The organism is Pseudomonas sp. NS1(2017), assembly GCF_002269425.1.
Classification (GTDB): Bacteria; Pseudomonadota; Gammaproteobacteria; order Pseudomonadales; family Pseudomonadaceae; genus Aquipseudomonas; species Aquipseudomonas reactans.
In genome coordinates this window covers 2,819,956-2,842,800 of the sequence record NZ_CP022960.1, presented here as the reverse complement: position 1 = coordinate 2,842,800, position 22,845 = coordinate 2,819,956, and the positions used below count along the sequence as shown (strand labels likewise).

General features: G+C 60.5%; 23 protein-coding genes. 6 read left to right on the top strand and 17 right to left on the bottom strand.

Features of this window, described 5'->3' with window-relative positions; genetic code table 11:
- The first annotated feature begins 3 nt into the window (after positions 1-3).
- The 4 genes from CI807_RS13415 to pdeM are packed head-to-tail and all read left to right on the top strand — an operon-like array spanning position 4 to position 5,088.
- A complete protein-coding gene (locus CI807_RS13415) occupies positions 4-1,122 on the top strand; it encodes a succinylglutamate desuccinylase/aspartoacylase family protein (RefSeq protein ID WP_095014975.1) in 1,119 nt (372 codons plus the stop codon).
- Positions 1,123-1,135: 13 nt separating this feature from the next.
- Positions 1,136-1,900, top strand: a complete 765-nt coding sequence (locus tag CI807_RS13410) for an ABC transporter ATP-binding protein (RefSeq protein WP_061435558.1) — start codon at positions 1,136-1,138, stop codon at positions 1,898-1,900.
- Positions 1,901-1,957: 57 nt separating this feature from the next.
- Positions 1,958-4,438: a ligase-associated DNA damage response DEXH box helicase gene (locus CI807_RS13405; RefSeq protein ID WP_095014974.1), complete on the top strand. Its 2,481-nt coding sequence runs from the start codon at positions 1,958-1,960 to the stop codon at positions 4,436-4,438.
- The gene (pdeM, locus tag CI807_RS13400; protein ID WP_095014973.1) at positions 4,438-5,088 is read left to right on the top strand and encodes a ligase-associated DNA damage response endonuclease PdeM; all 651 of its coding nucleotides are present in this window, start codon (positions 4,438-4,440) and stop codon (positions 5,086-5,088) included. Before CI807_RS13405 ends, pdeM begins: the two co-directional genes overlap by 1 nt.
- Before the next feature lie 3 nt (positions 5,089-5,091).
- Here pdeM and CI807_RS13395 read toward each other — a convergent pair whose 3' ends face one another.
- Entirely contained in the window at positions 5,092-5,289 is a 198-nt protein-coding gene (locus CI807_RS13395) for a hypothetical protein (RefSeq protein ID WP_095014972.1), read from the bottom strand.
- 108 nt (positions 5,290-5,397) lie between these two features.
- On the bottom strand, positions 5,398-5,964 hold the full coding sequence (gene dcd, locus CI807_RS13390) for a dCTP deaminase (protein WP_010212421.1): 567 nt from the start codon (positions 5,962-5,964) through the stop codon (positions 5,398-5,400).
- A gap of 389 nt (positions 5,965-6,353) precedes the next feature.
- Here dcd and CI807_RS13385 point away from each other — a divergent pair, with 389 nt between their 5' ends.
- Positions 6,354-6,563 (top strand): cold-shock protein, encoded by a 210-nt coding sequence (locus tag CI807_RS13385; protein ID WP_002554837.1) that lies wholly within the window; start codon positions 6,354-6,356, stop codon positions 6,561-6,563.
- 242 nt (positions 6,564-6,805) lie between these two features.
- On the opposite strand, the gene rpoS is transcribed toward CI807_RS13385, so the two are convergent.
- From rpoS to CI807_RS13345, 8 genes are all read right to left on the bottom strand, one after another.
- Positions 6,806-7,810, bottom strand: coding sequence for an RNA polymerase sigma factor RpoS (gene rpoS / locus CI807_RS13380; RefSeq protein WP_016976882.1), 1,005 nt, complete (start codon positions 7,808-7,810; stop codon positions 6,806-6,808).
- Positions 7,811-7,916: 106 nt separating this feature from the next.
- Positions 7,917-8,753 (bottom strand): peptidoglycan DD-metalloendopeptidase family protein, encoded by an 837-nt coding sequence (locus CI807_RS13375; RefSeq protein ID WP_095014971.1) that lies wholly within the window; start codon positions 8,751-8,753, stop codon positions 7,917-7,919.
- Positions 8,754-8,962: 209 nt separating this feature from the next.
- Positions 8,963-9,598, bottom strand: coding sequence for a protein-L-isoaspartate(D-aspartate) O-methyltransferase (locus tag CI807_RS13370; RefSeq protein ID WP_010212427.1), 636 nt, complete (start codon positions 9,596-9,598; stop codon positions 8,963-8,965).
- A gap of 41 nt (positions 9,599-9,639) precedes the next feature.
- Positions 9,640-10,389 (bottom strand): 5'/3'-nucleotidase SurE, encoded by a 750-nt coding sequence (gene surE, locus CI807_RS13365; RefSeq protein WP_016976879.1) that lies wholly within the window; start codon positions 10,387-10,389, stop codon positions 9,640-9,642.
- Positions 10,377-11,435 (bottom strand): tRNA pseudouridine(13) synthase TruD, encoded by a 1,059-nt coding sequence (gene truD, locus CI807_RS13360; protein ID WP_095014970.1) that lies wholly within the window; start codon positions 11,433-11,435, stop codon positions 10,377-10,379. The genes surE and truD overlap by 13 nt, the downstream gene beginning before the upstream one ends.
- Positions 11,432-11,905: a 2-C-methyl-D-erythritol 2,4-cyclodiphosphate synthase gene (ispF, locus tag CI807_RS13355; protein ID WP_012722614.1), complete on the bottom strand. Its 474-nt coding sequence runs from the start codon at positions 11,903-11,905 to the stop codon at positions 11,432-11,434. The genes truD and ispF overlap by 4 nt, the downstream gene beginning before the upstream one ends.
- Before the next feature lie 54 nt (positions 11,906-11,959).
- Positions 11,960-12,805, bottom strand: coding sequence for an S-formylglutathione hydrolase (fghA, locus tag CI807_RS13350; protein WP_028619215.1), 846 nt, complete (start codon positions 12,803-12,805; stop codon positions 11,960-11,962).
- Positions 12,806-12,813: 8 nt separating this feature from the next.
- A complete protein-coding gene (locus CI807_RS13345; RefSeq protein ID WP_010212435.1) occupies positions 12,814-13,926 on the bottom strand; it encodes an S-(hydroxymethyl)glutathione dehydrogenase/class III alcohol dehydrogenase in 1,113 nt (370 codons plus the stop codon).
- A 109-nt stretch (positions 13,927-14,035) separates the two neighbouring features.
- On the opposite strand from CI807_RS13345, the gene CI807_RS13340 reads away from it, so the two are divergent.
- On the top strand, positions 14,036-14,935 hold the full coding sequence (locus tag CI807_RS13340; protein WP_095014969.1) for a LysR substrate-binding domain-containing protein: 900 nt from the start codon (positions 14,036-14,038) through the stop codon (positions 14,933-14,935).
- Between the two features lie 90 nt (positions 14,936-15,025).
- Here the strand turns inward: CI807_RS13340 and ispD are convergent, their stop codons facing one another.
- The 7 genes from ispD to CI807_RS13305 form a co-directional block, all read right to left on the bottom strand.
- Positions 15,026-15,736 carry a 2-C-methyl-D-erythritol 4-phosphate cytidylyltransferase gene (ispD, locus tag CI807_RS13335; protein WP_095014968.1) on the bottom strand — a complete coding sequence of 237 codons (711 nt, stop codon included), beginning with the start codon at positions 15,734-15,736 and terminating at the stop codon, positions 15,026-15,028.
- Positions 15,733-16,011 (bottom strand): cell division protein FtsB, encoded by a 279-nt coding sequence (gene ftsB, locus CI807_RS13330; RefSeq protein ID WP_003231201.1) that lies wholly within the window; start codon positions 16,009-16,011, stop codon positions 15,733-15,735. Before ftsB ends, ispD begins: the two co-directional genes overlap by 4 nt.
- A 183-nt stretch (positions 16,012-16,194) precedes the next feature.
- Positions 16,195-17,484: a phosphopyruvate hydratase gene (gene eno, locus CI807_RS13325; RefSeq protein ID WP_095014967.1), complete on the bottom strand. Its 1,290-nt coding sequence runs from the start codon at positions 17,482-17,484 to the stop codon at positions 16,195-16,197.
- Positions 17,485-17,641: 157 nt separating this feature from the next.
- Positions 17,642-18,487 carry a 3-deoxy-8-phosphooctulonate synthase gene (gene kdsA / locus CI807_RS13320; protein WP_010212442.1) on the bottom strand — a complete coding sequence of 282 codons (846 nt, stop codon included), beginning with the start codon at positions 18,485-18,487 and terminating at the stop codon, positions 17,642-17,644.
- 5 nt (positions 18,488-18,492) lie between these two features.
- A complete protein-coding gene (locus CI807_RS13315) occupies positions 18,493-20,124 on the bottom strand; it encodes a CTP synthase (protein WP_010212443.1) in 1,632 nt (543 codons plus the stop codon).
- Between the two features lie 273 nt (positions 20,125-20,397).
- A complete protein-coding gene (gene tilS / locus CI807_RS13310; RefSeq protein WP_095014966.1) occupies positions 20,398-21,735 on the bottom strand; it encodes a tRNA lysidine(34) synthetase TilS in 1,338 nt (445 codons plus the stop codon).
- Between the two features lie 131 nt (positions 21,736-21,866).
- On the bottom strand, positions 21,867-22,814 hold the full coding sequence (locus tag CI807_RS13305; RefSeq protein WP_016976871.1) for an acetyl-CoA carboxylase carboxyltransferase subunit alpha: 948 nt from the start codon (positions 22,812-22,814) through the stop codon (positions 21,867-21,869).
- Between the last annotated feature and the right edge of the window lie 31 nt (positions 22,815-22,845).

Sequence of the window (22,845 nt, the reverse complement as noted above, 5' to 3'; positions counted from 1 at the left end):
TTTATGCGTCATCAGGTTCATGAACTGATCGCGCCGGTGCCAGGGACGGCGCGGCAGATTCACAGTTTTCACTTCGGCCCGGAACAGGCCGAAGGCAAGATCTATATCCAGTCGTCGCTGCATGCCGATGAACTGCCCGGCATGCTGGTGGCTTGGCACCTGAAGGTGCGGCTGGCTGAACTGGCGGCAGCCGGTCGCCTGCGCAGCGAGATTGTGCTGGTGCCCATCGCCAATCCGGTCGGCCTGGAACAGGTATTGATGGATATCCCGCTGGGCCGCTACGAGCTGGAAAGCGGGCAGAACTTCAATCGCCTGTTTGTCGACCTCAGTGAGGCGGTGGGAAATCAAGTCGAGGAGTTGCTGGGGGACGATCCCCAGCACAACGTCGAGTTGATCCGCGCCGCGCTGTCTACCGCCCTCGCAGCGCAAAGCGCTGAGACCCAACTGCAATCCCAGCGCCTGGTGCTGCAACGCCTGGCGTGCGATGCCGACATGGTGCTGGACCTGCATTGCGACTTTGAAGCCGTGGCGCACCTGTACACCACACCCGAGGCCTGGCCGCAGGTGGAACCGTTGGCGCGTTACATCGGCTCGGAGGCCAATCTGCTGGCGACCGACTCCGGTGGGCAATCCTTCGATGAGTGTTTCACCCTGGTGTGGTGGCAATTGCAGCAACGCTTCGGCGAGCGCTTCCCAATCCCCATGGGCAGTTTTTCGGTGACCGTCGAACTGCGCGGCCAGGGCGACGTCAACCACGGCCTGGCCGCCCTCGACTGCCAGGCGATCATTGACTACCTGATCCACTTCGGCGCCATTGCCGGGGAAGTCGCACCATTGCCCGACCTGCCCTACCCGGCCACACCGCTGGCAGGTGTTGAGCCGGTAGCGACGCCCATAGGCGGCCTGCTGGTGTTCAGTGCCCTGCCCGGTGAATACCTGGAAGCCGGACAACTGATCGCTGAAATCATCGACCCCATTTCCGACCGCGTAACGCCCGTGCATTGTCGCAATGCCGGCCTGCTTTACGCCCGTTCGCTGCGCCGCATGGCCACTGCAGGGATGGTCATCGCCCATGTCGCAGGCTTAGAGGCCTACCGCAGCGGCTATCTACTTTCGCCTTGAGGATGCACGCCCCATGTACAAATTGACCGTTGAAGGCCTGCATAAAAGCTATGGCGACAATGAGGTGCTCAAAGGTGTTTCGCTCAAGGCCAAGACCGGTGACGTGATCAGCTTGATCGGCGCCAGCGGCTCGGGCAAGAGCACCTTTTTGCGCTGCATCAACTTCCTGGAAACCCCCAACGACGGCGCCATGACCCTCGACGGCCAGCCGATCCGCATGGTTAGCGACCGCCACGGCATGCGCGTGGCCGACGACGCCGAATTACAGCGCCTGCGCACGCGCCTGGCGATGGTGTTCCAGCACTTCAACCTGTGGAGCCACATGAGCGTGCTGGAGAACATCACCATGGCCCCACGCCGGGTGCTGGGCTGCAGCAAGAAGGACGCCGAAGACCGTGCCCGTCGTTACTTAGACAAGGTGGGCTTGCCGGCCCGAGTGGCCGATCAGTACCCGGCGTTCCTCTCCGGCGGCCAGCAACAGCGCGTCGCCATCGCCCGCGCCTTGGCCATGGAGCCGGAGGTGATGTTGTTCGACGAGCCCACCTCGGCCCTCGACCCGGAGCTGGTGGGCGAAGTGTTGAAGGTGATCCAGGGTTTGGCCGAGGAAGGCCGCACCATGATCATGGTGACCCACGAAATGAGCTTTGCACGCAAGGTGTCGAGCCAGGTGTTGTTCCTGCACCAGGGCCTGGTGGAAGAGCAAGGTGTGCCGGAGGAGGTGCTGGGCAATCCGAAGAGCGAGCGTTTGCAGCAGTTTTTGAGTGGCAATTTGAAGTAAACCTTTGGCCGCTCTGGAGGGTCTGTGGAATAGGCCTTCCAGAGTGTCAGCCGCCCCATGGCAAAACCCACCGATTTCGCCAAACACTGGTTTGCCGCCAAAGGCTGGAAGCCGTTTGCCTTCCAGAAAGAGGTGTGGGCGGCGGTCAAAAGCGGCCAATCGGGGCTGCTGCATGCCAGCACCGGTGCAGGTAAAACCTATGCGCTGTGGTTCGCCGCCCTCAATCGCTTCGCCATCACTCGCCCACCTGTAATCGCTAAACGCAAACCTCCCGCTGAGCCGCTGACGGTGCTGTGGATCACGCCCATGCGTGCACTGGCCGCCGACACTGCTCGCGCCCTTGAAGCCCCGCTTGAGGCGTTGCAGATTCCTTGGAGTGTCGGCCTGCGCACCGGTGACACCAGCAACAGCGAGCGCGCCCGCCAGACCCGCCGCCAGCCCACCGCACTGGTCACCACCCCGGAAAGCCTGACGCTGATGCTGGCCCGTGCCGACAGCGAAGTGAGCCTGGCGCACCTGCGTATGGTGGTGGTGGATGAATGGCATGAGCTGATCGGCAACAAGCGCGGCGTGCAGTTGCAACTGGCCTTGGCACGCCTGCGGCGCTGGCATCCCGAATTGATGGTGTGGGGGATTTCGGCCACCTTGGGTAACCAATCCCATGCACTGGAGGTGTTGGTTCCACAAGGCGACGGGATCAATGTGCAGGGGCAGACGGCTAAACAGTTGGTCATCGACACCTTATTGCCCCCCGTGACCGAACGCTTTCCGTGGGCCGGGCATATTGGTTTGAAGATGCTGCCCCAGGTGGTGGCGGAAGTGGACGCCAGCAGCAGTTGCCTGGTGTTTACCAATACGCGGGCGCAGTCGGAGATTTGGTTTCAGGCATTGCTGGACGCCCGCCCCGATTGGGCTGGAGTGATTGCGCTGCACCATGGTTCGCTGTCCCGAGAGACCCGTGACTGGGTGGAACGAGCCTTGAAAGACGGCCAGCTCAAAGCGGTGGTGTGCACCTCAAGCCTGGACCTGGGGGTGGACTTCCTGCCGGTGGAGCGGGTGCTGCAGATCGGTTCGGCCAAAGGCGTGGCGCGTTTGATGCAACGCGCCGGCCGCTCGGGGCATGCGCCGGGGCGGCCGTCGCGGGTAACGCTGGTGCCGACCCATAGCCTTGAGCTGGTTGAAGCCGCCGCCGCCCAGGATGCGATCGCGCAACGGCGTATCGAAGCGCGGGAATCGCCGTACAAGCCTTTGGATGTACTCGTACAGCACTTGGTCAGCATGGCATTGGGGGGTGGCTTCACGCCCGAGGCCTTGCTGACGGAAGTGCGCGGTGCCTGGGCTTACCGCGACCTGACGGAGGAAGACTGGGCCTGGGCCCTGGGTTTCGTGCGGCATGGTGGGCTGTCGCTGACCGCCTATCCGGATTATCGCCGGGTGGAACCGGACGAAGACGGCATCTGGCGTGTCCCGGATGCCCGGCTGGCGCGGCGCCATCGAATGAGCGTGGGCACCATCGTCAGTGATGCGAGCATCCACTTGAAATTCTGGAGCAAGGGCGGTGGCGGCAAGAACCTGGGCAGTGTCGAAGAGGGGTTTATTGCGCGGCTAAAGCCGGGAGATGGCTTCCTGTTCGCCGGCCGCCTGCTGGAGTTGGTGCGCGTGGAAAACATGACCGCCTATGTACGTCGCAGCACGGCCAAGAAAGCCGCCGTGCCGCGCTGGAATGGCGGGCGCATGCCGCTCTCCAATGAGCTGGCGCAAGCGGTGGTGGAACGCTTTGATGCAGCGGCCCATGGCCGCTTCGAGGGGCCGGAGATGCAGTCGGTGCAACCTTTGTTGCAAACGCAGTTACGCTGGTCTGGCTTGCCGACGCGCGCACACCTGCTGGCAGAGGCGCTGAAGTCACGGGAAGGCTGGCACCTGTTCCTCTATCCCTTTGCCGGGCGCCAAGTGCACCTGGGTTTGGCGAGCCTGCTGGCGTGGCGTGTGAGTCAACAGCAGGCGGTGACATTTTCGATCGCAGTCAATGATTACGGGCTGGAGTTATTGAGTGCCACTGCTGTGGACTGGCCGGCATTGCTGAATGATGCGCTACTGAGCCCTGAACATTTACGGGAAGACGTGGCGGCCAGCCTGAATGCCGGGGAGCTGGCCCTGCGCCGCTTCCGTGAGATCGCTCGCATTGCCGGGCTGGTGTTTGCCGGCTATCCGGGTGCACCAAAAAGCACGCGGCAAGTGCAGGCCTCCAGCGGTTTGTTCTTTGAGGTGTTCAAGCAGTACGACCCGCAGAATCTGTTGCTGACTCAGGCAGGTGAAGAAGTCTTACGCGATGAGCTGGATATTCGTCGGCTGGAAGAGACATTGCGTCATCTTTGCGCGCTGAAACTGGACTTGCATCCGATCGAACGACCTACGCCCCTGGCCTTCCCATTGTTGGTTGAACGGATGCGCGAAAGCCTGAGTTCGGAAAAACTCTCGGAACGCATCGCACGCATGGTCAAGGACCTGGAAAAAGTCGCGGATAACGGGAAGCGCTGATGGTTTGCTCGGTATTGCTTGAGGGAGAAGAATTGTGGTTGTTGGCGAACAGGGCTATTTACTGGCCTGCACGCGAGTGCCTGTTGATTGCCGATGCACATTTCGGCAAAGCCTCGGCGTATCGCAGCCTGGGGCAGCCGGTGCCGCAAGGCACCACCACCGAGAACTTGCAGCGCCTGGACCGGTTGCTCTCAGCGCTACCCTGCGCTCAGGTGATCTTTCTCGGCGATTTCCTGCACGGCCCGGGATCGCACGCCAGTGGCACGCTGGGCGCATTGAGAAGCTGGCGAGCGCTTAATCCTGACCTGCCCATGACCTTGATTCGCGGCAATCACGATAAACGCGCGGGCGACCCGCCCGAGGACTTGAGGATAGACGTGGTCACGGAGCCGCTGCTGATGGGCCCTTTCGCCCTGCAGCACGAACCGCACGCCCATCCCAGCCACCACGTGCTGGCGGGGCATGTGCATCCGGTGTATCGGTTACGCGGAAAGGGACGACAGAGCTTAAGGCTGCCGTGCTTTGTGATCGGTGCCCGAGTCAGCCTGCTGCCGGCGTTCGGCGCATTTACCGGCGGGCATAGGGTGGAGCAGGATAATGACCGCCGAATCTACGTGATTGGCGATCATGACGTCTGGCCGGTGGGCTAGGGATCAGGCAACTGGCGCGGGTGGCGGCTCGTCCGGCAAGGTCGGCTCACCCGGTTCGGTCGGTTGTGGGTAATCCGGCTCGGGTTGGCCGGGGATGCCGCCCGCATAAGCAGGATCGGCCATCAGGGACCAGGCCAGAACGCCAATCTGATTGGGTTCAAGCCGGGCAATTTCTGCGCTTATTCGCGGGTCGAGCTTCATAAAGTACTCCTCAAGCGTGGCCCGGCGCGTTTTACACGCACCGGGGCAGTACACCTAGATAGAGTCACTTTATGCAGACTAATTCCCTTTACGCGTAGGAGCTTTCGATCAAGCGCGTGGGAGGGTGACGCCGCGCTGGCCCTGATACTTGCCGGCACGGTCTTTGTAGGACACTTCACAGGCCTCGTCGGACTGCAGGAACAGCATCTGCGCCACGCCTTCGTTGGCGTAGATTTTCGCCGGCAGCGTGGTGGTGTTGGAGAACTCCAGGGTCACGTGGCCTTCCCACTCGGGTTCAAGCGGTGTCACGTTGACGATGATGCCGCAACGCGCGTAGGTGCTTTTACCCAGGCAGATGGTCAGCACGTCGCGGGGAATGCGGAAGAACTCCACGGTGCGCGCCAGGGCGAAGGAGTTCGGCGGAATGATGCACACGTCGCTCTTGACGTCGACGAAGCTCTTTTCGTCGAAATTCTTTGGGTCGACGATCGCCGAATTGATGTTGGTGAACACCTTGAATTCATCGGCACAGCGCACGTCGTAGCCGTAGCTGGAGACGCCGTAGGAAATCACCGGCGCATCGCCCTGGCCACGGATCTGGCGCTCGACGAACGGTTCGATCATGCCGTGTTCCTGCGCCATGCGGCGAATCCACTTGTCCGATTTGATGCTCATGGCGGGTGTCCTGAATAGCGAGGTGGAAAAATTCTGTGGGGCATCTTACCGGGGCTGGCGTTGGGGTTCAAAGGCCGCGGGGCTTTTCTTGACGAATGTGCCTGCTCCTATAAGCCGCAGCCAGTGGGGCCGGGACCTGTATTGGCATGCCCAGTGAGCGGAAATACCACCGCCAGTCACGAATTTGGAGAAACCTTCGGAAATATCATTGGCACGTCCCGGAAAAAGGGTTAAGGTGGCGCCACTGTGCTGCTTGTGTCACTGAGAATCTCTACACGATATGTTGAATTTCGATCCAACCATCTCCAAGAATTTTTCCTGCTCTTTGCACTCAGTCTCGGCCAGGGCTTTTCCTGAGTCGCAGTTAACTTTGTCCAAGGAGATACACCATGTCTAATCGCCAAACTGGTACCGTTAAGTGGTTCAACGATGAAAAAGGCTTCGGCTTCATCACTCCACAATCCGGTGACGACCTGTTCGTTCACTTCAAAGCTATCCAATCCGACGGCTTCAAAAGCCTGAAAGAAGGCCAACAGGTTTCTTTCATCGCTACCCGCGGTCAGAAAGGCATGCAAGCTGAAGAAGTTCAAGTTATCTAACTTGTACTGACTTAGTCGAAAAGACCCCGCCCTTAAAAGCGGGGTTTTTTTATGCCTGGGATTCGGTGCTACACCCTCCCCTGTAGGAGCCCGGCTTGCCGGCGATGGCGGTCTTGAGGGCTTCATCGCCGGCAAGCCGGGCTCCTACAGGGGAAGTGTTGCCAACGAATGATCAGCGCACAGCAAAACGCCCGGTGCATTCCCATGCACCGGGCGTTTTGTCATAGCGGCCTAATCAATCGTTACTGAAACAACGACTCACTCGACAAGCCATTCTTCTCCAGGATCTCACGCAAGCGCTTGAGCCCTTCCACCTGGATCTGCCGCACCCGCTCACGGGTCAGGCCGATCTCCAGGCCTACGTCCTCCAGGGTGCTACTCTCATGGCCGCGCAGGCCGAAGCGGCGAATCACCACCTCACGCTGCTTGTCCGTGAGCTCCGACAACCACTGGTCAATGCTTTGGGAAAGATCATCGTCCTGCAACAGCTCGCAAGGATCGGTAGGACGATCATCCGTCAGGGTGTCCAGCAGGGTTTTATCCGAATCCGGACCCAGCGAGACGTCGACCGAAGAGACGCGCTCATTGAGACCGAGCATGCGCTTGACCTCCCCTACCGGTTTTTCCAGCAGGTTGGCGATTTCTTCGGGCGAAGGTTCATGATCGAGTTTTTGGGTAAGCTCACGCGCCGCCCGCAGGTAGACGTTGAGCTCCTTGACCACATGGATCGGCAACCGGATCGTGCGGGTCTGATTCATGATCGCCCGTTCGATGGTCTGGCGAATCCACCAGGTGGCATAGGTCGAAAAGCGGAAGCCCCGCTCGGGGTCGAACTTCTCCACAGCCCGGATCAGGCCCAGGTTACCTTCCTCGATCAAGTCCAACAGGGACAGCCCACGATTGACGTAGCGTCGGGCGATTTTCACCACCAGGCGCAGGTTGCTTTCAATCATGCGCTTGCGCCCAGCCGGATCGCCCTTTTGCGACAAGCGCGCAAAATGGACTTCTTCTTCGGGGGTAAGCAGCGGGGAAAAGCCGATTTCATTGAGGTACAACTGGGTCGCATCGAGCGCCCGCGTGTAGTCAATGTACTTGTGTTGCTTTAACGCGGTGGAGTTCTTGGACTTGGTGCGAACTGAAGGTACAGCAGGTCCCTCATTCGACATCGATTCCGTATCGATACCGGTCTCCATAAGGAGAACCTCATCGTCGATGTCAAACTCCGGCGCTTCTTTACTGAGAGCCATTGTTATAGTCCTTTGGTGAGTTCGACCTCAAGCTCAAGCGGCGCCTTTATCCTTGGCAACGCTGGAGCCTGTTCCTTCTACGTGAGGGAACAGGCTGTGCAACACATCAACGACGGGGTAGGAATTGCAGCGGATCTACAGGTTTCCCTTGGCGGCGAATCTCAAAGTGCAGTTTCACCCGGTCTGTACCAGTTGACCCCATTTCGGCAATTGTCTGTCCGACTTTGACCTGCTGCCCCTCCCGAACCAACAGCCTACGGTTATGGCCGTAAGCACTGACGTAGGTATCGCTGTGTTTGATGATGACCAGCTCGCCGTAGCCCCGTAAACCACTCCCGGCGTACACCACTGTCCCATCAGACGCAGCTAAAACAGGCTGTCCCAAATCTCCGGCGATATCAATGCCTTTATTCAAACTACCGTTTGAAGAGAATTTTCCAATCAACACTCCGTTTGAGGGCCATCCCCAACCGGTCGGCGCAGGCCCGGCAGGTGGTAACGGCGCGGGTGCCGGCTTGGTCGCAGGGGCCGGTGTGGCGGTGCCTGCAGGCCGGGTGATGATGGTGGTTTTGCTCGAAGACGACGGCGAAGATCCAGTGTTTGTCACAACTGCCGTAGGCGCCGAACCGGTGCGTCCGTCGAAGCGAATCGTCTGACCCGGATGTATCGTGTATGGCACAGGAATATTGTTACGAGCTGCGAGCGCCTTGTAATCCCAGCCATAACGGAAGGCGATCGAGAACATCGTATCGCCCTTGCGCACCACGTATTGCCCGGTAGTCACCGTCGGCTTTTGCGGGGCGGCGTTATTACGGTCAACCACGCGCGCGCCGCTGCTTGGCGAGCTGGAGCACCCGACCAACACGGAACTGAAGACGAGGCCAAGCACCAGTCGATGAAAGCTTGTTTTACTCATACGCTGCGCAAGACCTGTGAGACTCACCCGCCGCTCCCTTTGTGGTGGCTGAACATGAATGCCTGTATCAGGCTTGAAATATGACGCAAGTATAACTGGGCATTGGCTTTTTACCGGCACACGACTGAAACGAAAAATTCATCGTGTTTAATGCCAACGCCCGATCATGTTGACTCGATAGACCCCGCCGTAAGACACATCCTCGCCAACAGAATTCACTGCCCGCGAACAAATGATCAGGCCAGCGGGCCATTGAGCAATGGCACGAAGCGCACGGCGCCGAGTACATGCCGGGAAAAGCCCTCTTCCTCACGGATAATGAGCATCAATTGTTGCACTTCGCCGGAGCCTACCGGGATGACCAGACGTCCGCCTGGAGCGAGTTGATCGAGCAACGCCTGGGGCACGTCGGTAGCTACGGCGGTGACGATGATTCCGTTGTACGGCGCCAGGGCCGGCCAACCTTCCCAGCCATCGCCCCAGCGAAACACCACGTTGCGCAGGTTCAACTCCACCAGGCGCTCCTTGGCACGGTCTTGCAACACCTTGATGCGCTCGACCGAGAACACCCGCTCCACCAGTTGCGCCAGCACGGCAGTCTGGTAGCCGGAGCCGGTGCCGATCTCCAGCACCTTGTCCAAAGGACCCGCCGCCAACAGCAGCTCGCTCATGCGCGCCACCATGTACGGCTGGGAGATGGTCTGGTTGTGGCCGATGGGCAGCGCGGTGTCTTCGTAGGCTCGGTGGGCCAGGGCTTCATCGACAAACAGATGCCGAGGCGTGCGCCGGATCACTTCCAGCACCTGAGCGTTGGACAACCCCTCTTCGTACAGGCGTTGGATCAAGCGTTCGCGGGTACGCTGGGACGTCATCCCGATGCCCCGGCGCAGCAAGTCGTCTTGTTCACGGCCCATCAGCGCAGCCCCTCCAGCCAGCCATCGAGACCACTGAAGGCATCACTGAAGGTGCGATCAAATTGCAACGGGGTAATCGACACATAGCCTTGCATCACGGCATGAAAGTCCGTGCCTTCACCGCCATCTTCCGCATCACCCGCTGCCGCAATCCAATAGCCTTCCTTGCCACGCGGGTCGACCACCTTCAACGGCGCCGCCGCGCGGGCACGATGGCCCAGGCGCGTCAGCTGGATGCCGCGAATATGGTCGAGGGGCAAGTTGGGAATATTGACGTTGAGCACCGTGCGCGGTGGCAGGCTCAGGGAACCATGGGCCTCGACCAGCTTGCGCGCGAAATACGCAGCAGTCGGCAAGTTATCCAGTTGGCGCGAAGCAAACGAAAAGGCGAACGCCGTACGCCCCAGGAAGCGGCCTTCGAGCGCCGCCGCCACCGTGCCGGAATACAGCACGTCATCGCCCAGGTTGGCACCGAGGTTGATACCCGATACCACCAGGTCCGGCTCCTGATCCAGCAGGCTGTTGATCGCCAAATGGACGCAGTCGGTAGGGGTGCCGTTCACACTGATAAAGCCATTGGCCAGGACGTGCGGGTGCAGCGGACGGTCGAGCGTCAGCGAACTGCTGGCGCCGCTCTTGTCCTGGTCGGGGGCGACCACCACGCACTCGGCGTAATCTTCCAGCGCAGCATAGAGCGCGGCAAGACCGGGTGCGGTGGCACCGTCATCGTTTGATATCAGAATACGCATGGGTTGTCCGTCTGCCCCACCGGCACCAGATCAACAAGCTCGCGCACCAAGACAGTGGCGAAGCATCCGGCCGGCAGGACGAATTCCAATTGCAGAATGTCCAGCGAGGGATAATGCCACGTCAAACCGCCAATGGGCAGTCGCAGAATGCGACGTTCCTGGCTCATGCCGGCATTCACCAGCCAATCACGCAGGTCGGCTTCACTGGCGGCGACGGCTTGTTCAAGCTCAAAAGTTGCCCCCGTGGCAGGCGAATCACCTTCGCCCCACTGTGGTCCGGTCGGGTGCAGGTCCAGGATCGCCAAGCGTGGGTCGCTGCATTCAGCCTCCCCCGCCGGGAAAAAACTGCGGCTGTCGGTAAAGGCCAGCAAGTCGCCGACCTGGGCGCGCTGCCATGAACCGTCGGCCACACGCGCCGCCAACACTTTGTTGAACAGGAAGCTGCGCGCCGTGGACAGCAACCGCGATCGCACGTTGCGCTGTTCCGGCAAGGCCTTGCGCGCGGCCCACCCACGGGCGTCGACCACGTTGCCGCCGTTGTGGCCAAAACGCTGCGCGCCGAAATAGTTGGGGATGCCGTGTTGTGCAATCAGTTGCAACCGCGCGTCGATGGCGGCGGTGTCACCGGCCAACTGGGTCAGCCGCAAGGTGAAACCATTGGCTGAGTGGGCACCGCGTTGCAGCTTGCGCTTGTGGCGGGCGGTCTTGAGGATCCTGAGGGTGTCGTTTTCGGCTGCGCTCATGTCCGGGTCGGCCTTGCCGGGCAGTTGCACGCTGAACCATTGTCGCGTCAACGCCTGGCGATCCTTGAGCCCGGCATAGCTGACGGTGCGCAACGGCACGCCCGCCGCCTTGGCAATTCGCCGCGCCGCTTCTTCGGTGTTGAGCCCGCGTTTTTCCACCCACAGCCACAGGTGTTCACCTTCGCCGGTCAGCGGGATATCCAGCACTTCGTCGACCTGGAAATCTTCAGCCGTCGCTTTCAGTACCGCGCTGCCCAAGGCCTCGCCATAGGCCCGCGGCCCCAACAGTTGCACGTCATTCATGCGCGCAGCAACAAGGCGACGGAGTGCACCGCAATGCCCTCTTCCCGACCGGTGAAGCCGAGCTTTTCGGTGGTGGTGGCTTTCACGTTCACTTGATCCAGTTCAATTTGCAGGTCGGCGGCAATCAGCGCGCGCATCGACTCGATATGGGGGGCCATCTTCGGCGCCTGGGCCACGATGGTGTTGTCGACGTTGCCGACCTTCCAGCCTTTGGCATGGATCAGGCCAACCACATGGCGCAGCAGTACACGGCTGTCCGCGCCCTTGAAGGTCGGGTCGGTGTCCGGAAAGTGCTTGCCGATATCGCCCAACGCCGCCGCGCCAAGCAAGGCATCGCTCAAGGCATGCAATACAACGTCGCCGTCGGAATGAGCCAGCAACCCATGGTGGTGTGCAATGCGCACGCCGCCCAGGGTGATGAAATCGCCTTCAGCGAAACGGTGCACATCGTAGCCGTGGCCAATACGCATAAAAAAACGCCCCGATTTAATTCAGGGCGTGATTCTACCTACTTTTGCCTCACATTAACCGAGCAAAGCACGGCCATGGTGTCGCAAATGGTCTTCGATGAAGCTGGCGATAAAGAAGTAGCTGTGGTCGTAGCCGGGTTGCAGGCGCAGTTCCAGCGGATGGTTGGCCGCCTTGGCCGCTTGCTGCAGGGCTTCAGGCTTGAGTTGCACAGCGAGGAAATCGTCGCGATCGCCCTGGTCCACCAGCAGCGGCAGCTTTTCCGAAGCTTCGCTGATCAGCACGCAGGCGTCCCATTCGCGCCATTTCGAGCGCTCTTCCCCCAAATAACGCGAGAAGGCCTTCTGGCCCCACGGGCAATCCATAGGATTGTTGATCGGCGAAAACGCCGACACCGACAGGTATCGCCCAGGATTGCGCAAGGCACACACCAGCGCCCCGTGGCCGCCCATGGAGTGGCCGCTGATGCCGCGTTTGTCCGAAGCCGGGAAATGCGCTTCAACCAATGCCGGCAATTCCTGCACCACGTAGTCATGCATCCGATAGTGCTTGGCCCAAGGTTCTTGCGTGGCATTCAGGTAGAAGCCGGCGCCCAGGCCAAAATCCCAGGCGTTATCCGGATCGCCGGGTACACCCGGCCCACGCGGGCTGGTGTCCGGCGCGACGATGATCAAGCCCAGCTCGGCAGCCATGCGCTGGGCGCCAGCCTTCTGCATGAAGTTCTCGTCGGTGCAGGTCAGGCCGGACAGCCAGTACAGCACCGGCAACTTGCCGCCCTCTTCCGCTTGCGGCGGCAGGTAGACGGCGAAGGTCATGTCGCAACCGAGCACATCGGAATGATGCTTGTAGCGTTTATGCCAGCCGCCGAAGCTTTTCTGGCACGACAGGTTTTCCAGACTCATGGTCGACCTCAGAAGTGGATGACGGTACGAATGCTCTTGCCTTCATGCATCAGGTCAAACGCTTTGTTGATGTCTTCCAGGCCCATGGTGTGGGTGATGAAGGTATCCAGCGGGATTTCGCCGGTCTGGGCCATTTCCACGTAGCTTGGCAATTCGCTGCGGCCGCGCACACCGCCGAAAGCCGAACCGCGCCAGACGCGACCGGTCACCAACTGGAACGGACGGGTGGCGATTTCCTGGCCGGCACCGGCAACGCCGATGATCACCGACTCGCCCCAACCTTTGTGGCAGCACTCAAGGGCGGCGCGCATCAGTTGCACGTTGCCGATGCATTCGAAGGAGAAGTCCACGCCGCCATCGGTGAGGTCGACGATCACGTCCTGGATCGGGCGATCGTAATCTTTCGGATTGATACAGTCGGTGGCGCCCAGTTGCTTGGCGATTTCGAACTTGGCCGGATTGATATCGATGGCAATGATACGCCCGGCCTTGGCCTTGACCGCACCGATCACCGCCGACAGGCCGATACCGCCTAGGCCGAAAATGGCCACGGTGTCGCCCGGCTTGACCTTGGCAGTATTGATCACCGCGCCGATGCCGGTGGTGACGCCACAGCCCAGCAGGCAGACTTTTTCCAGCGGGGCTTCTTTAGGAATCTTGGCTACGGAAATTTCCGGCAGCACGGTGTACTCGGAGAACGTCGAGGTGCCCATGTAGTGGAAAATCGGCTGGCCTTTGTAGGAAAAGCGCGTGGTGCCGTCCGGCATCAGGCCTTTGCCCTGGGTGGAACGGATGGCCTGGCACAGGTTGGTCTTGCCCGAGAGGCAGAATTTGCACTTGCCGCACTCCGGGGTGTAGAGCGGGATTACATGGTCACCCACTGCTACCGATGTAACACCTTCGCCGATCGCTTCGACCACGGCGCCACCTTCGTGACCGAGGATCGATGGGAAGATGCCTTCGGGGTCCGCGCCCGACAGGGTGTAGGCGTCGGTATGGCATACACCGGAGGCGACCACGCGCAACAGCACTTCGCCGGCCTTGGGCATGGCGACATCCACTTCAACGATTTCAAGAGGCTTCTTGGCTTCGAAGGCTACGGCGGCGCGGGACTTGATCATCCGGGTTTCTCCATGGAGTTAAAAACTGAGGCGCAGAGTGTAAAACATGGCTGGCTGATTAATAATCCAGCCAAAAGCAAAACTTTATTGCTGTACAGGGATAATCGACATGCAGGAAAACCGCTGGGAAGGCATCGACGAGTTTGTCGCGGTCGCCGAATGCAGTCAGTTCACGGCAGCGGCGGAACGCCTGGGCGTGTCGTCGTCCCACATCAGCCGCCAAGTGGCGCGCCTGGAAGAACGCCTGCAAACGCGACTGCTGTACCGCAGTACACGCAAGGTAACCCTGACCGAAGCGGGCCAGACGTTCCTGCAACATTGCCAACGCCTGCAGGACGGTCGCGAAGAAGCCTTGCGCGCGGTGGGCGACCTCACCAGTGAACCCAAGGGCATGTTGCGCATGACCTGCGCGGTGGCGTACGGCGAGCGCTTTATCGTGCCGCTGGTCACCCGCTTCATGGCGCTCTATCCGCAGTTGCGCGTGGATATTGAGCTGAGCAACCGCCAGTTGGACCTGGTGCACGAAGGCCTCGACCTGGCGATCCGCCTGGGGCGATTGCAGGATTCGCGCATGGTCGCCAGCCGACTGGCACCGAGGCGCATGTACTTGTGCGCGTCGCCGTCCTACTTGGCGCGGTATGGTCGGCCGCATAGCTTGTCGGAGTTGAGTCGGCACAACTGCTTGATCGGCAGCTCTGACATCTGGCAGTTGGCTCAGGACGGGCGGGAATTTTCTCAGCGGGTGCAGGGAAACTGGCGCTGCAACAGTGGGCAAGCGGTGCTGGACGCAGCGTTGCAAGGTGTGGGGTTGTGCCAGTTGCCGGACTATTACGTGCTGGAGCACCTGCACAGTGGCGCGTTGGTGTCGTTGCTGGAGGCGCATCAGCCACCGAACACGGCGGTGTGGGCGCTGTATCCGCAGCAGCGGCATTTGTCGCCGAAGGTGAGGAAGTTGGTGGACTTTTTGAAGGAGGGGTTGGCCGAGCGGCCAGAGTACAACGCACTGTAGGAGCGAGCTTGCTCGCGAAAAACCTGAGAGCGCCGCGTTAACCCAGACGAACCGCGTTATCGTTGAAGTTTTTCGCGAGCAAGCTCGCTCCTACAGAGATCGATTCGCCCACCGCAAGCGCAACCACTCCAGATCTTCCGGCCGGGTCACCTTGATATTGTCCGAGCGCCCTTCGATCAGGCGCGGCGCCTGGCCGGACCATTCCATGGCCGAGGCTTCGTCAGTGATGACGGCATCCGCCACCAGGCTGTCGGCCAACGCGCGATGCAAGGCTCCGAGGCGGAACATCTGCGGCGTGTAGGCCTGCCAGATCAGGCTGCGGTCGACGGTCTCGACCACACGGCCCTGCTTGTCGACACGCTTGAGGGTGTCGCGGGCCGGTACGGCCAGCAGGCCGCCGACCGGATCATCTGCCAGTTCAAGCAGCAGTTTGTCGAGATCATCACGGCTCAGATTGGGCCGTGCCGCATCGTGCACCAATACCCAGTCATCATCGCTCGCACCCAAGGCATTCAGGTGCAACAGCGCGTTAAGTACCGAGCCCGAACGCTCCGAGCCGCCGTCCGCACATTGAATGCGCGGGTCGGCAGCACACGCCAGCGTGGGCCAATAAGGATCATCAGAAGCAAGACTGACCACCAAGCCCTTGAGCGTTGGATGGTCGAGAAAACAGCCAAGGCTGTGTTCGAGAATAGTGCGCCCGCCCAGTTGCAAGTATTGCTTGGGACGGTCCGCGGCCATACGGGCACCGACGCCCGCGGCAGGAATCACGGCCCAGAAGGCCGGTAAACGGTGGTTCATTGGGCCAACTGGTAGAGGGTTTCGCCCTCCTTGACCATGCCCAGTTCATGACGAGCCCGCTCTTCCACGGTCTCCGTACCTTTTTTCAGCTCAAGCACTTCGGCATCGAGGACGCGGTTACGCTCCAGCAGGATCTCGTTTTCGGCGTGCTGTGCAGCAATTTGCTCGGTCAGGTCTTTTACCTGCGCAAAGCTGCCATTACCCACCCATAGGCGGTACTGCAGGCCAGCCAGCAACAAGAGCAAGACGAGGAACAACCAATTGGGACTGCGCATCGAATATCGGGTATCCAGTGAAAAAAGACAGCCATGCAAAACTTTTGAAGCAACTGATAGCACGAAGCCTGGAAGAACCAGGCTCGTGCTTGATAGCCATCAGATTAGCGTCGAAATCCACACTGTCGTGAGTTTTCCGACGCAATCCGCTGACTTTTTACCATGCCTTACCAACAAGTGCGATCAGCCGCGAAACTCGCCGCGACCGTTGTACTTGGCCTTGCCCGCCAGTTGCTCTTCGATACGCAGCAATTGGTTGTACTTGGAAACGCGGTCGGAACGGCACAGGGAACCGGTCTTGATCTGGCCCGCCGAGGTGCCCACGGCCAGGTCGGCAATGGTCGAGTCTTCGGTTTCGCCGGAGCGGTGGGAGATCACGGCGGTGTAGCCCGCAGCCTTGGCCATCTGGATGGCTTCCAGGGTTTCGGTCAGGGTGCCGATCTGGTTGAACTTGATCAGGATCGAGTTGGCGATCTTTTTATCGATGCCTTCTTTCAGGATCTTGGTGTTGGTCACGAACAAGTCGTCGCCCACCAGCTGGATTTTCTCGCCGATCTTGTCGGTGAGGATTTTCCAACCGTCCCAGTCGGACTCGTCCAGGCCGTCTTCGATCGAGATGATCGGGTAGCGCTGGGTCAGGCCTTTCAGGTAGTCAGCGAAACCTTCGGAGTTGAACACCTGGCCTTCGCCGGACAGGTTGTACTTACCGTCCTCAAAGAACTCGCTGGCCGCACAGTCCAAGGCCAGGGTCACGTCGGTGCCGAGCTTGTAGCCAGCGTTGGCCACGGCTTCGGAGATCACTTTCAGTGCATCTTCGTTGGACGCCAGGTTCGGTGCAAAACCACCTTCGTCACCTACGGCAGTGCTCAGGCCACGGGCCTTCAGCACAGCTTTGAGGTGATGGAAAATCTCGGTGCCCATGCGCAGACCTTCGGAGAAGGACTTGGCGCCAACCGGCTGCACCATGAATTCCTGAATGTCGACGTTGTTATCGGCGTGCTCGCCACCGTTGATGATGTTCATCATCGGCACCGGCATGGAGTAAACACCCGGCGTGCCGTTCAGGTTGGCAATGTGCGCGTACAGCGGCAGGTCCTGATCCTGGGCAGCAGCCTTGGCCGCAGCCAGGGACACGGCGAGGATGGCGTTGGCGCCCAGGCTGCCTTTGTTTTCGGTGCCGTCGAGCTTGATCATCGCGTGGTCCAGGGCTTTCTGGTCCAGCGGGTCCTTGCCCAACAACAGGTCACGGATCGGGCCGTTGATGTTGGCTACAGCCTTGAGTACACCCTTGCCCAGGTAACGGCTCTTGTCGCCATCACGCAGTTCCAGCGCTTCGCGCGAACCGGTAGAAGCACCGGACGGCGCGCAGGCGCTGCCGATGATGCCGTTATCGAGAAGCACGTCGGCTTCGACGGTGGGGTTGCCACGGGAGTCGAGAACTTCACGACCTTTGATGTCGACGATTTTTGCCATTGTTGTAAACACTCCAAAGTTGACGAAAACGACGCAGCTGAAGGAAATCTTTTGACCGACCGCAAGGGTGGAACAACGAGGCAGGCTTGCAGACGACAAGGCTCAGGCCCGCAGGCCTGAGCGTAAAGCGTGGGAAATTCTACCGGAGAAACGAAGCTTACGCGGTCTCTACCGTCGGAAAACTCTTGACCAGTTCGTCCAACTGCTTGAGCTGGGCCAGGAATGGCTCCAGCTTGTCCAGACGCAGGGCGCATGGGCCGTCGCACTTGGCGTTATCCGGGTCCGGGTGGGCTTCCAGGAACAGGCCCGCCAGGGACTGGCTGATGCCAGCCTTGGCCAGGTCCAGCACCTGGGCACGGCGCCCGCCCGCGGAATCGGCGCGACCACCGGGCATTTGCAGCGCGTGGGTCACGTCGAAGAACACCGGGTACTCGAACTGTTTCATGATGCCGAAACCGAGCATGTCCACCACGAGGTTGTTGTAGCCGAAGCTAGAACCGCGTTCGCAGAGGATCAACTGGTCGTTACCCGCTTCCACGCACTTGTTCAGGATGTGTTTCATCTCCTGGGGCGCGAGGAACTGGGCTTTCTTGATATTGATCACAGCGCCAGTCTTGGCCATCGCGACGACCAGATCGGTCTGGCGCGACAGGAAGGCCGGCAACTGGATGATGTCGCACACCTCGGCGACCACGGCAGCCTGTTCAGGCTCGTGGACGTCGGTGATGATCGGCACGCCAAAGGCTTGCTTGATGTCCTGGAAGATCCGCATGCCTTCTTCAAGGCCCGGGCCGCGATAGGAGGTCACGGACGAACGGTTGGCCTTGTCGAAGCTGGCCTTGAACACGTAAGGGATACCAAGCTTCTCGGTAACCTTGACGTACTCTTCACAGACCTGCATCGCCATGTCGCGGCTTTCCAGCACGTTCATGCCGCCGAACAGCACCATGGGCTTGTCGTTGGCAATCTCGATGTCGCCGACACGAATGATCTTCTGGGCCATCAGGGTTACGCCTTCTTCTGATGTTGCGTCAGTGCAGCTTTGACGAAGCCGCTGAACAACGGGTGACCGTCGCGCGGCGTCGAGGTGAACTCAGGGTGGAACTGGCAAGCGACGAACCATGGATGATCCGGTGCTTCAACCACTTCAACCAGCGCGCCATCACCGGAGCGGCCGGAGATTTTCAGGCCGGCTTCTTTGATCTGCGGCAGCAGGTTGTTGTTCACTTCGTAGCGGTGACGGTGACGCTCGACGATCACGTCCTTGCCGTAGCAATCGTGAACCAGCGAGCCCGGCTCCAGCAGGCAGTCTTGCGCGCCAAGGCGCATGGTGCCGCCCAGGTCGGAGGCTTCGGTACGAGTCTCGACCGCGCCGGTGGCATCTTCCCACTCGGTGATCAGGCCCACGACCGGGTGGCCGCTCTTGCTGTCGAACTCGGTGGAGTTGGCGTCTTTCCAGCCCAGCACGTTACGGGCGAACTCGATGACGGCCACTTGCATGCCCAGGCAGATACCCAGGTACGGAACCTTGTTCTCGCGAGCATATTGAACAGCGGTGATCTTGCCTTCCACGCCACGCAGGCCGAAACCGCCGGGAACGAGGATCGCGTCCACACCTTCGAGCAAGGCAGTGCCTTGGTTCTCGATGTCTTCGGAGTCGATGTAGCGCAGGTTGACCTTGGTACGGTTGCTGATACCGGCATGGCTCATCGCTTCGATCAGCGACTTGTACGCGTCCAGCAGTTCCATGTACTTGCCGACCATGGCGATGGTGACTTCGTGCTCAGGGTTGAGCTTGGCGTCGACCACGGCTTCCCACTCGGACAGGTCCGCGCCGTTGCATTGCAGGCCGAAACGCTCGACCACAAAATCGTCCAGGCCTTGCGAGTGCAGGATGCCCGGGATCTTGTAGATGGTGTCAGCGTCTTCCAGCGCGATCACCGCACGTTCTTCAACGTTGGTGAATTGCGCGATCTTGCGACGCGAGGAAATGTCGATCGGGTGATCGGAGCGGCACACCAGCACGTCCGGCTGCAGGCCGATGGAACGCAGTTCCTTGACCGAGTGCTGGGTTGGCTTGGTTTTGGTTTCGCCGGCGGTGGCGATGTACGGCACCAGGGTCAGGTGCATCAGCATCGCGCGCTTGGCGCCGACTTCGAAACGCAGCTGGCGGATGGCTTCGAGGAACGGTTGCGACTCGATGTCACCTACGGTGCCACCGATCTCGACCATGGCCACGTCGGCATCGCCTGCACCCTTGATGATGCGGCGCTTGATTTCGTCGGTGATGTGCGGGATCACCTGGATGGTTGCACCCAGGTAGTCACCACGACGCTCCTTGCGCAGCACGTGCTCGTAGACACGGCCGGTGGTGAAGTTGTTGTTCTGGGTCATGGTCGTGCGGATGAACCGCTCATAGTGGCCCAGGTCCAGATCGGTCTCGGCGCCGTCGTGGGTGACGAACACTTCACCGTGCTGGAACGGGCTCATGGTGCCCGGGTCAACGTTGATGTACGGGTCCAGCTTGAGCATGGTGACCTTAAGTCCCCGCGCCTCCAGGATGGCCGCCAATGAAGCCGATGCGATGCCTTTCCCCAATGAAGAAACAACACCGCCCGTGACGAATATGTAGCGCGTCATGAAAAACCCTAGAAGTCTGCGTTAAAGCGGTCCGAGCCGCCGGGGAAAGCGAAGGAAGGCCGAAGCCCCCGATCACCTGCATTAATCACAGTGCACCTTTCAAAAAAACCGCCGCGTGGTGACAGACCAGCAATGAAACACCGGTACGTTGATCGCTACACATTTTTTGGAATCGCCCAGCAAAGACTGCTTGGTAATCGGCAACTGCTGCAATTCAGGAGAATCCACAGAAGTTGTATCAAGAAGGGAGCGTAGTCTACCGGAAAGGCTCTATCAGCTCAAACCTTGATCGCAGGTCTGTGGCATCCAATGTAATTGCCAGTCATCACTCGGTGCCGGCCAGAGTCCCGCAAGGCTGGGCGCACCCAGCAATTGCTCGCCCTGGTACAGCAGCGGCAATCTGCCACGGACGCAGCCCGGCAGGCCACTTTCGTTAAGCAGGCGCTTCAAGTCGCGCCGACCGCGGCCTGGCACTGCGAGGATTTCGCCGCCCTGACGGTAGCGGATCGTCAATGGACCTCCAGGCACCCTGCCCGTCAGTTTCACCTGACCATTGCCGGGTAACTCTAGTGGGTTTTGCGGATCAGGCCAGCTCACCGACGCGTCGGAAAATTCCGACCAAGTGGAGGGCAGCCACCAGATACGCTCACCGCTGCGGTGCAGATCACCGCCCGCCAGGCGCCACAGGGGCTGTGCATCGCCCTTGGCATCCCGTAGAGCATGCCAACTGGCCCAGTGGTCGCTGTCGGGTAAACGGGTCAGAGGGGTTAGCCAGTGACGTAGGGCGTTGCGTTGGCGGGCACAGGAAAGCTCGCGCAAAGGAGCAAGGGCCAAGGACGGCAAATGCAGCCAGGGAAACGGCGAAGATTGATTGGCGGCTCGCAGGTCCATCTGCGCCAGTTCATCCAGCAGGGCCTGAGCCTCACTCAAGTGCTCGGCGGCCCGAGCGAGGCTTGAGCTAGCCTGGGGCCAGCGCTCCGCCAGTACTGGAAGCACGCGGTGGCGCAAGTAATTACGGGAGAACCGCGAGTCCTCGTTCGAAGGATCTTCAATCCATGTGAGCTGATGCGCCTCGGCATAGGCTTCCAGCTCTGCACGCGAGACATCCAACAAGGGCCGTACAAGATAGCCAGCCGCCAGCGGGCGCTGCATTGGCATTGCCGCCAGCCCGCGCACACCCGCCCCACGCAGCAGGCGGAACAACAAGGTTTCTGCCTGATCGTCGCGATGCTGGCCCGTCAGTAGCACCTCCTCTGCTCCGGTTACCTTGGTAAACACCTGGTAACGCGCGTCACGGGCGGCGCGCTCAAGGCTGGCGCCGTGCTGGACCTGCACGCGCATGACGCGCAGGGGCACACCCAGGCTGTCGCAAATCGATTGGCAATGCTCGGGCCAGGCGTCGGCGGCAGCTTGCAAGCCATGATGAACATGGACAGCACTGAGGGGCGGTAGGGTGTCGGTTTTGGCCAGGTTGGCCAGGTTGGCCAGGAGATGCAGCAGGACGGTGGAATCAAGTCCACCCGAGAATGCGATGTGCCAGGCCGGGGCATCGCGCCAGGGAGCCAGGGCATGCAGCAGCTTGGCAGGCAGATTCGGGTTGAAAGGTTTCATTGCACCGTACCGTCCGAGCTGAACCACAAACTGTAGGAGCCGGCTTGCCGGCGATGGCAGCCTCAGGCCTTGCGATGCCCTTGCTGGCCTCATCGCCGGCAAGCCGGCTCCTACAGGGTGTTGCGTCGTGCTTAGAGGCCGTAGCTCATCAAACGCTCATAACGACGGGCCAGCAGCGCTTCGTTATCCAGCTTCTTGAGCATCGCCAGTTGCGAACCCAGTTCAGCGCGGATCGTCGCGGCAGCAGCAGCCGGGTCGCGGTGGGCGCCGCCCAGCGGCTCGGCGATGACTTTGTCCACGATACCCAGGCCTTTGAGGCGATCGGCGGTAATGCCCATGGCTTCGGCAGCGTCCGGCGCTTTTTCGGCGGTTTTCCACAGGATCGAGGCGCAACCTTCGGGCGAAATCACCGCGTAGGTCGAGTATTGCAGCATGTTCAGTTGGTCGCAGACGCCGATGGCCAATGCGCCGCCGGACCCCCCTTCACCAATCACGGTGGCGATGATCGGGGTTTTCAGGCGGGCCATGACGCGCAGGTTCCAGGCGATCGCTTCGCTCTGGTTGCGCTCTTCAGCGTCGATACCTGGGTAGGCGCCCGGCGTGTCGATGAAGGTCAGGATCGGCATCTTGAAGCGTTCGGCCATTTCCATCAGGCGGCACGCCTTGCGGTAGCCCTCTGGACGCGGCATGCCGAAGTTGCGACGGACTTTCTCGCGCACTTCACGGCCTTTCTGGTGACCGATCACCATCACCGGCTGGTCGTCCAGGCGAGCGATACCGCCCACGATGGCCGCGTCGTCGGAGAAGTGGCGGTCGCCATGCAACTCGTCGAACTCAGTGAAAATGTGCTGAATGTAGTCCAGGGTGTACGGACGGCGCGGGTGGCGGGCCAGGCGCGCGATCTGCCAACTGGTCAGCTTGCCGAAGATGTCTTCGGTGAGCGTGCTGCTCTTGTCTTGCAGGCGAGCGATCTCATCGCCGATATTCAGCGAATTGTCATTGCCGACCAGGCGCAGTTCTTCAATCTTGGCTTGCAGGTCAGCGATCGGCTGTTCGAAATCAAGAAAATTCGGGTTCATAAGCGTCCGTCTTGGGTCGACGGCCAGGGAG

Bases quoted from the DNA above. Each gene is read 5' to 3' on its own strand.
- CI807_RS13415 (WP_095014975.1), top strand. From the start codon at position 4: ATGCGTCATCAGGTTCATGAACTGATCGCGCCGGTGCCAGGGACGGCG.
- CI807_RS13410 (WP_061435558.1), top strand. From the start codon at position 1,136: ATGTACAAATTGACCGTTGAAGGCCTGCATAAAAGCTATGGCGACAAT.
- CI807_RS13405 (WP_095014974.1), top strand. From the start codon at position 1,958: ATGGCAAAACCCACCGATTTCGCCAAACACTGGTTTGCCGCCAAAGGC.
- pdeM (WP_095014973.1), top strand. From the start codon at position 4,438: ATGGTTTGCTCGGTATTGCTTGAGGGAGAAGAATTGTGGTTGTTGGCG.
- CI807_RS13395 (WP_095014972.1), bottom strand. From the start codon at position 5,289: ATGAAGCTCGACCCGCGAATAAGCGCAGAAATTGCCCGGCTTGAACCC.
- dcd (WP_010212421.1), bottom strand. From the start codon at position 5,964: ATGAGCATCAAATCGGACAAGTGGATTCGCCGCATGGCGCAGGAACAC.
- CI807_RS13385 (WP_002554837.1), top strand. From the start codon at position 6,354: ATGTCTAATCGCCAAACTGGTACCGTTAAGTGGTTCAACGATGAAAAA.
- rpoS (WP_016976882.1), bottom strand. From the start codon at position 7,810: ATGGCTCTCAGTAAAGAAGCGCCGGAGTTTGACATCGACGATGAGGTT.
- CI807_RS13370 (WP_010212427.1), bottom strand. From the start codon at position 9,598: ATGACGTCCCAGCGTACCCGCGAACGCTTGATCCAACGCCTGTACGAA.
- surE (WP_016976879.1), bottom strand. From the start codon at position 10,389: ATGCGTATTCTGATATCAAACGATGACGGTGCCACCGCACCCGGTCTT.
- truD (WP_095014970.1), bottom strand. From the start codon at position 11,435: ATGAATGACGTGCAACTGTTGGGGCCGCGGGCCTATGGCGAGGCCTTG.
- ispF (WP_012722614.1), bottom strand. From the start codon at position 11,905: ATGCGTATTGGCCACGGCTACGATGTGCACCGTTTCGCTGAAGGCGAT.
- fghA (WP_028619215.1), bottom strand. From the start codon at position 12,805: ATGAGTCTGGAAAACCTGTCGTGCCAGAAAAGCTTCGGCGGCTGGCAT.
- CI807_RS13345 (WP_010212435.1), bottom strand. From the start codon at position 13,926: ATGATCAAGTCCCGCGCCGCCGTAGCCTTCGAAGCCAAGAAGCCTCTT.
- CI807_RS13340 (WP_095014969.1), top strand. From the start codon at position 14,036: ATGCAGGAAAACCGCTGGGAAGGCATCGACGAGTTTGTCGCGGTCGCC.
- ispD (WP_095014968.1), bottom strand. From the start codon at position 15,736: ATGAACCACCGTTTACCGGCCTTCTGGGCCGTGATTCCTGCCGCGGGC.
- ftsB (WP_003231201.1), bottom strand. From the start codon at position 16,011: ATGCGCAGTCCCAATTGGTTGTTCCTCGTCTTGCTCTTGTTGCTGGCT.
- eno (WP_095014967.1), bottom strand. From the start codon at position 17,484: ATGGCAAAAATCGTCGACATCAAAGGTCGTGAAGTTCTCGACTCCCGT.
- kdsA (WP_010212442.1), bottom strand. From the start codon at position 18,487: ATGGCCCAGAAGATCATTCGTGTCGGCGACATCGAGATTGCCAACGAC.
- CI807_RS13315 (WP_010212443.1), bottom strand. From the start codon at position 20,124: ATGACGCGCTACATATTCGTCACGGGCGGTGTTGTTTCTTCATTGGGG.
- tilS (WP_095014966.1), bottom strand. From the start codon at position 21,735: ATGAAACCTTTCAACCCGAATCTGCCTGCCAAGCTGCTGCATGCCCTG.
- CI807_RS13305 (WP_016976871.1), bottom strand. From the start codon at position 22,814: ATGAACCCGAATTTTCTTGATTTCGAACAGCCGATCGCTGACCTGCAA.